Below are 6,970 nucleotides of genomic sequence, written 5' to 3'. Positions count from 1 at the left end.
CGGTTCAGTCGAACCAGCGGCGTATGACCAATTGTCAGAGAGTTGTCTTCATAGATCTTACTCATAGCTCGTCCTTAACTGTATGAAATATTGGGAACCCTCAGAGCATACCTTTTCTTCTTGCAGGCGGAAGGAAAGAAATCGCATATCTATATAGCGCACAACCATAAGCCTTACGCAAAAATGCATAAGGCATTTTAACGCTTTAATGGCGCGCAAGTTGTGGGCGATAACGATCAACCCACATCGCGGTTGCACCGCAGACCGCCACCGGCAAAATCGCCAGGTTAACAATCGGAATCATGGTGAAGAGACTCACTAACGCACCAAACTGCATGTTGGCCGTTTTATGCTGGCGCAACGCCTGGCGCATTTGCTGAAAACTCACTTTGTGGTTATCGAACGGATAATCGCAATATTGCACTGAAAGCATCCACGCACTGAATAAAAACCATAGGACTGGCGCCACCGTTTGTCCAAATCCCGGGATGAAATGCAGCAACAGTAAGCCGATAGCGCGTGGCAAATAGTAGCCGAGCTTCTGTAATTCGCGCTTCATGATGCGCGGCACATCTTTAATCATCGCCATCCAGCCGTTGTCCGGTAGCGGCGTGCCGGTTAACCGTCCTTCCAACTGCTCGGCAAGCAAGCCACAGAAGGGCGCCGCAATCAGGTTGGCAAGTGTTGAGAAGAAATAACTGAACACCATAACGATGGTAATCACCGACAATGGCCACAGCAGATAGCTCAACCATTGCAGCCAATCCGGAATGTGCGCCATCATCGCCGGAATCCACTCACCCAAACGCTGGAACAGCCAATAAAAAGCGCCGCCAAGCAGCACAATGTTAATCAGCAGCGGCATGATGACATAGCGACGAATTCCAGGCAGACGCACCAGTTTCCATCCTTCCGCGAAGTAATGAATACCATTAAATGTTGAGACTGAATTCACTCCAGACATAGCGGGCCTTTCTCCTTAATATAGCGGCGCGAACATCATAACCTGACTTTTTGTCGGCTACAGGCCTGCTTTGCGCGAAAAAACAGCAAAAAAGCGTGGGGCAGCTATCTAATTTGTCAGAAAATACTGCACAGACTTGCACTTGTTTAGCTGGGCAAATACAGTTAGAGGATAAAGTTTGCCGTGGTGGCAAGGTATTGGAACAACAGAGAATACAATGATGCAGGATTTGCGTCTGATATTAATCGTTGTTGGCGCGATCGCCATAATAGCGCTGCTACTTCATGGACTGTGGACCAGCCGTAAAGAGCGCTCCTCCGTGTTTCGCGATCGCCCGCACAAACGTCTGAAACAACGCGAAGAAGCTGATGAAGATCTGCTGAGCGACGAAGATGATGATGGCGTCGGCGAAGTTCGCGTACGTCGTAATCGTGACGCTGATGAAGAATCAGAAATTGCTCCGCGTCCGGTTCAGCCGCCGCGTGCGCCAGAGCCTGTGCGTCAACCTGCGTCGCGTCATGCCGACCCATTGCTGGGCGATCCGTTGCTGGATGATGAGCCGGAAGTGCGCAAACCTGTTGCACAGCAAGCGCCTGTAGCGAAACCCGCTCCCGCGCCGCAGCCGGTTCAAGCTGATCCACTGCTTGATAACGAACCGCTTTCGGCTACGCAGTCTGCGCCAGAATTCCAGGCGGAAGAAGAAGAGCCGGAATATCATCACGACGCACCGCTGCAGCAAGAACCTGAAGCGCCACAACCTGCTGCTGCGCCAGGCAGTAAGAAAGAAGCGGTATTAGTGCTGCACGTTGCGGCCCATGCTGGCGGCGAGTTGAATGGCGAAGCCTTGTTACAAGGCATTTTGCAGGCTGGCTTCCAGTTCGGCGAAATGAACATTTTCCATCGCCATTTGAGCCCAGCAGGTAGCGGCCCCGTGCTGTTCAGCCTGGCGAATATGGTGAAGCCAGGTTCTTTCGACCCTGACGAAATGGGCAATTTCTCCACGCCGGGCATCTCCATCTTCATGATGGTGCCATCGTATGGTGATGCGAACCAGAACTTTAAGCTGATGCTGCAATCCGCACAGCGCATCGCTGATGATGTTGGCGGCGTGGTGCTGGATGATGAACGTCGCATGATGACGCCGCAGAAGCTGGAAACTTATAAATCGCGCATTCGCGAAGTTATCGGTTAATCGCCTGTAATTGAATCAACCCAAATTCAACCCCCGCATGTCGGGGGTTTTTTATCGGATAAGAGACTATGAAATCGGTTCAGGAGCAGATTACCGCGCTGCGCACCACGTTACGTCACCACGAATATCTCTATCACGTGATGGATACGCCTGAAATTCCGGACGCAGAATATGACCGATTGATGGGACAACTGCGCGAGTTGGAAGCTGCGCATCCAGACTTAATCACCCCCGATTCTCCTACACAACGTGTTGGCGCAGCACCGCTGGCCGCATTTGAGCAGGTGCGCCATGAAGTCCCGATGCTGTCGCTGGATAACACCTTTGATGAAGCTGGTTTTCTCGCCTTCAATAAACGCGTGCAGGATCGCCTTAAAAGCACTGACGAACTGACTTATTGCTGCGAACTGAAATTGGATGGTTTAGCGGTAAGTTTGTTGTATGAAGATGGCTTGTTGGTGCGCGCTGCAACGCGTGGTGATGGTACCACTGGCGAGAATATCACGGCGAACGTGCGCACTATCCACGCAATCCCGCTGCGCCTGCATGGCGACAATATTCCGGCTCGCGTTGAAGTGCGTGGTGAAGTGTTTATCACCGAAAGCGGCTTTGAAAAGCTCAATGAAGAAGCGCGTCGCACTGGCGCGAAAGTCTTTGCCAATCCACGTAATGCGGCAGCGGGTTCACTGCGACAGCTTGATCCACGCATTACCGCCAAGCGCCCGCTGACCTTCTTCTGCTACGGTTTTGGCCTGTTAGAAGGCGGAGAAATGCCAGCTAGCCATTGGCAACGTCTGCAACAGTTTAAGGCGTGGGGATTGCCGGTAACTGACCGCATTCGCCTGGCACACAGCGCGGAAGAAGTATTGGCGTTTTATCGCCAGGTTGAGCAAGAACGCCCCTCGCTCGGCTTTGATATTGACGGCGTGGTGATTAAGGTCGATTCGCAAGCGCTTCAAGAGCAACTTGGTTTTGTGGCGCGTGCACCTCGCTGGGCGGTGGCTTTCAAATTCCCGGCGCAGGAGCAGATGACGTTTGTACGCGATGTTGAATTCCAGGTGGGCCGCACTGGCGCAATTACGCCGGTTGCGCGACTGGAGCCGGTGCAGGTTGCGGGCGTGGTAGTCAGTAATGCGACGCTGCATAACGCTGATGAAATCGCACGCCTGGGTCTACGTATCGGCGATAAAGTGGTGATTCGCCGTGCGGGCGATGTTATCCCGCAGGTCGTCAACGTAGTGGAATCGGAACGTCCCGAAGACACGCGTGAAATTGTGTTCCCGAGCCATTGCCCAGTATGCGGTTCCGATGTAGAACGTGTCGAAGGTGAGGTGGTAACGCGTTGCACCGGCGGCCTGATTTGTGGTGCACAACGCAAAGAAGCGCTCAAACATTTCGTTTCGCGTCGTGCGATGGACGTCGATGGCATGGGCGACAAAATCATCGACCAACTGGTGGAAAAAGAGTACGTCTTAACCCCAGCCGATCTGTTCCGTCTCACTGCCGGCAAGCTTACGGGTTTAGATCGCATGGGGCCGAAATCGGCGCAAAACGTGGTTGATGCGCTGGAAAAAGCCAAGCTCACCAGCTTGCCACGCTTCCTGTATGCGCTGGGCATTCGCGAAGTGGGTGAAGCCACCGCCGCAAACCTCGCCAATCATTTCGGCGAGCTGGAAAAAGTAATGAATGCCGATCTCGATGCGCTGATTGAAGTGCAGGATGTGGGCAAAGTCGTCGCCACTCACGTGCGCAATTTTATGGATGAAGAGAGCAACCGTGCGGTGATCCGCGAGCTCACCGATGAAATTGGCGTGCACTGGCCGCAGGTTGAAGTGGTCAATGCCGCAGAGATTGATAGTCCGTTTGCCGGTAAAACCGTGGTCTTAACTGGTTCACTGTCGCAGATGAATCGTGATGATGCCAAAGAACGTTTAGTCGCGTTGGGCGCTAAAGTCAGCGGCAGCGTATCGAAGAAAACCGATTTGCTGATTGCAGGCGAAGCGGCAGGCTCTAAGCTGGCAAAAGCGCAGGAGTTAGGTATTCCGGTGATTGACGAAGCGGAAATGATTCGTCTGCTGGGGGCCTAAGATGGATAAACAGCAGTTGGTTGAAATCGCCAATACCGTTATGCCGTTTGGCAAGTACAAAGGGCGCGTCATCATCGATCTGCCGGAAGAGTATTTGCTATGGTTTGCGCGCAAAGATGAGTTTCCTGCTGGTAAGTTGGGTGAACTCATGCAACTAACATTGGCGATCAAAATTGAAGGGCTGGAAGGTTTAGTCAAACCGCTGAAGCGCAGCGAATAGTAAAAAGGCCCGCATTTGCGGGCCTTTTGCTTAGGACTTTTGTGTCTCGACTTGCTGCTGTTGCGCCAACTTTTTCTCATTGCCCGCTTTGTAGCGCTGAGCGATGAATGAGCACACCATCAATTGTACCTGATGGAAGATCATCAGCGGCAACACAATAATCCCCACCGAGGCGGCCGGGAACAGGATGTTAGCCATTGGCACGCCATTCGCCAGACTCTTCTTCGAACCACAGAACAGCACAGTGATTTCATCGGCGCGGCTGAAGCCAAACAAGCGTGACGCACCGAGGTTGATCGCCAGCGCGACAAACAGAATCAGCAAGCTGCCCGCCAGAATCCACAGCAAAGTATCCAGTCCTACGCGATGCCAGATGCCATTCACCACCGCTTCACTGAAGGCGGAGTAAACCACTAACAGGATTGACGTTTGGTCGGTTTTACCAATCAGGCTGCGATTTTTCTCCACCCAACCGCCAATCCAGCGACGCGACATATGACCCACTACAAACGGCACCAGTAGTTGCAGCATGATTTTGCCAATTTGCTCCAGGCCATTGCCCGGCATTTCGTTGTGTACGTTCATCACCAGATTCACCAGCAATGGCGAGATAAATACACCCAGCAGGCTTGAGGCTGAAGCCGCGCATACTGCGGCAGCGACGTTGCCGCCAGCCATTGAGGTAAAGGCAATCGCGGATTGCACGGTAGCAGGCAGGATGCAGAGATAAATGAAGCCGGTGTAAATTTCTGGGCCGACATTTACCGGATGCCACCACACGAGCAGCAGGCCAAGAATCGGGAATACCACGAAGGTGCTGCACATAATCCACAAGTGCAAACGCCAGTGGCTGCTACCGGCAATAATCTTCTCACGTGACAATTTCGCGCCATGCATGAAGAACAGCAGGGCGATGGCCGCCGTGGTGAGATATTCGAAGAAGTCGACGAAGCCACCTTTGGCCGGTAAGAAGCTGGCTAGCAGCACGGTGATGATGAGTTTAACCATCATCGGATCGAGGCGTAAAAATCCCATTGTTACAATCCGGTTAAATGTAAAAAAGATGGTGCTGATTGTGCGCCAGCTTGGTTTAGAAATAAAATTGATTTATTGCATCAATCTATGAGCGATATCGATGAATTACACTTTACGTCAGTTACGCACCTTCGTAGCCGTCGCCCAGCACGGTAGCTTTAGTTTAGCAGGGCAGGCAATTGGCCTCAGCCAGTCGGCGGTGAGTCACAGTATTAAAGAGCTGGAAGCGGAAATCGGCGTGCGCTTGCTGGATCGCACCACGCGCGAAGTGATGCTGACCGAAGCCGGGCAACAGCTGGCAACGCAGTTAAAACGTTTGCTGGAGGAACTCAATAACACGGTTTTGGATGTACGCAGCTACGGCGAACAGCGCAGTGGCACTGTGCGTGTCGCCGCCAGCCAAACGCCGTCGGCGCATTTAATGCCGCAATGCTTGGCGAGTAGCCAACAGCGCTATCCCGACATTCGTGTCATCTTGCATGATCGTGTTCAGCAATGGGTGCTGCAAAGCGTGCGTAATGCCGAGGTGGATTTTGGCATCGTGATTGGCCCGCTTAATGACACCGATTTCGACAGCGAGGAGATTCTGCAAGAGCCATTCTTGTTGTTGTGCCATGAGGACGATGCGTTAGCGCAAGTTGAAGAAGCGCAATGGTCGATGCTGGCGGGGCGTAATTTGGTGCTGCAAGATTATGCGTCCGGCAGCCGCCTGCTGGTTGATGCCGCGCTGCAACAGTTGGCATTAAGCGTCAATGTAGTGCAGGAAATCGGTCATCCAGCAACGCTTTATCCGATGGTGGAAGCGGGGATTGGCATCAGCATTTTACCCGCGTTGGCCTTGCCGTTGCCGTCAGGACGCAAACTCACCGTGCGACGTTTATATCCGGAGATCAATCGCAGCCTGATGCTGATTAAACGCAAAAACCGCTCGCTGACACCGGCAGCAGAAGCCATCTGGCAAGAAGTGCGTCAGCAGGCAGCCCTGCTGACGCAACAACGCATATTGAAACCTGCGTTTTAAACGTAAACGTTGATCTGATTCGTGTCCGTCGGCCGATTAATGCCGTCGGCTTTGGTGGCGGCAGGTTGCTGTGCTTCCTGCTTCTGCTGCGCTTTTTCAGCTTGCTGCTGCTCAATCTGCGCGATTTGCGCTTCAATCATCTGAATCTGCGATTCCAGCAACTGCTCCTGTTCAGACTTTTGTTCATCTGTCAGGGTATCGTCGCTAGAAAGATCTTTCAGCTGCTTGGTGATGCTTTGAATCTGTTTGTTGAGACTGGCAATTTCTGAAGTAGAACCGCCGCCACTGCTGGCGGTACTAATGCTACTGACACCTGATATAGACATGGTTTTCTCCTTGCAATAGACCATTATCGTTATCGGCAAGGGGAGAAAACGTCTTGAGGGCACAGAGTGTTAAGCTTGCGAAAAGGTTGTGTTGGGATTTAGCGAGCGAGGTCAGAGTTTTACGC

The 6,970-nt window shown here is 52.6% G+C and carries 7 protein-coding genes and 1 pseudogene; 4 read left to right on the top strand and 4 right to left on the bottom strand.

The window, feature by feature from the left end:
• Both ABDW13_RS22960 and cysZ read right to left on the bottom strand, forming a co-directional pair.
• Window positions 1–65: pseudogene (locus ABDW13_RS22960) on the bottom strand (cysteine synthase family protein); the annotation flags it as partial.
• A 140-nt stretch (window positions 66–205) separates the two neighbouring features.
• Window positions 206–964 carry a sulfate transporter CysZ gene (cysZ, locus tag ABDW13_RS22955; protein WP_343554816.1) on the bottom strand — a complete coding sequence of 253 codons (759 nt, stop codon included), beginning with the start codon at window positions 962–964 and terminating at the stop codon, window positions 206–208.
• Between the two features lie 217 nt (window positions 965–1,181).
• Here cysZ and zipA point away from each other — a divergent pair, with 217 nt between their 5' ends.
• The 3 genes from zipA to ABDW13_RS22940 all read left to right on the top strand — a co-directional run bounded on the left by zipA (window position 1,182) and on the right by ABDW13_RS22940 (window position 4,463).
• On the top strand, window positions 1,182–2,156 hold the full coding sequence (zipA, locus tag ABDW13_RS22950; protein WP_343554815.1) for a cell division protein ZipA: 975 nt from the start codon (window positions 1,182–1,184) through the stop codon (window positions 2,154–2,156).
• A gap of 68 nt (window positions 2,157–2,224) precedes the next feature.
• A complete protein-coding gene (gene ligA, locus ABDW13_RS22945; protein ID WP_343554814.1) occupies window positions 2,225–4,243 on the top strand; it encodes an NAD-dependent DNA ligase LigA in 2,019 nt (672 codons plus the stop codon).
• 1 nt (window position 4,244) lies between these two features.
• Entirely contained in the window at window positions 4,245–4,463 is a 219-nt protein-coding gene (locus tag ABDW13_RS22940) for a DUF3820 family protein (RefSeq protein ID WP_343554813.1), read from the top strand.
• 30 nt (window positions 4,464–4,493) lie between these two features.
• Here the strand turns inward: ABDW13_RS22940 and ABDW13_RS22935 are convergent, their stop codons facing one another.
• Window positions 4,494–5,498 carry a bile acid:sodium symporter family protein gene (locus tag ABDW13_RS22935; protein ID WP_343554812.1) on the bottom strand — a complete coding sequence of 335 codons (1,005 nt, stop codon included), beginning with the start codon at window positions 5,496–5,498 and terminating at the stop codon, window positions 4,494–4,496.
• Between the two features lie 100 nt (window positions 5,499–5,598).
• On the opposite strand from ABDW13_RS22935, the gene ABDW13_RS22930 reads away from it, so the two are divergent.
• Window positions 5,599–6,519 (top strand): LysR substrate-binding domain-containing protein, encoded by a 921-nt coding sequence (locus tag ABDW13_RS22930; RefSeq protein ID WP_343554811.1) that lies wholly within the window; start codon window positions 5,599–5,601, stop codon window positions 6,517–6,519.
• Here the strand turns inward: ABDW13_RS22930 and ABDW13_RS22925 are convergent.
• Entirely contained in the window at window positions 6,516–6,845 is a 330-nt protein-coding gene (locus ABDW13_RS22925) for a FlxA-like family protein (protein WP_343554810.1), read from the bottom strand. The two genes, ABDW13_RS22930 and ABDW13_RS22925, sit on opposite strands and share 4 nt — an antisense overlap.
• Window positions 6,846–6,970 lie beyond the last annotated feature (125 nt).

Source organism: Pantoea sp., assembly GCF_039594315.1.
Classification (GTDB): Bacteria; Pseudomonadota; Gammaproteobacteria; order Enterobacterales; family Enterobacteriaceae; genus Pantoea.
Note: the sequence above shows the minus strand (reverse complement) of the source record. Positions and strands in the feature narration are given on the sequence as shown.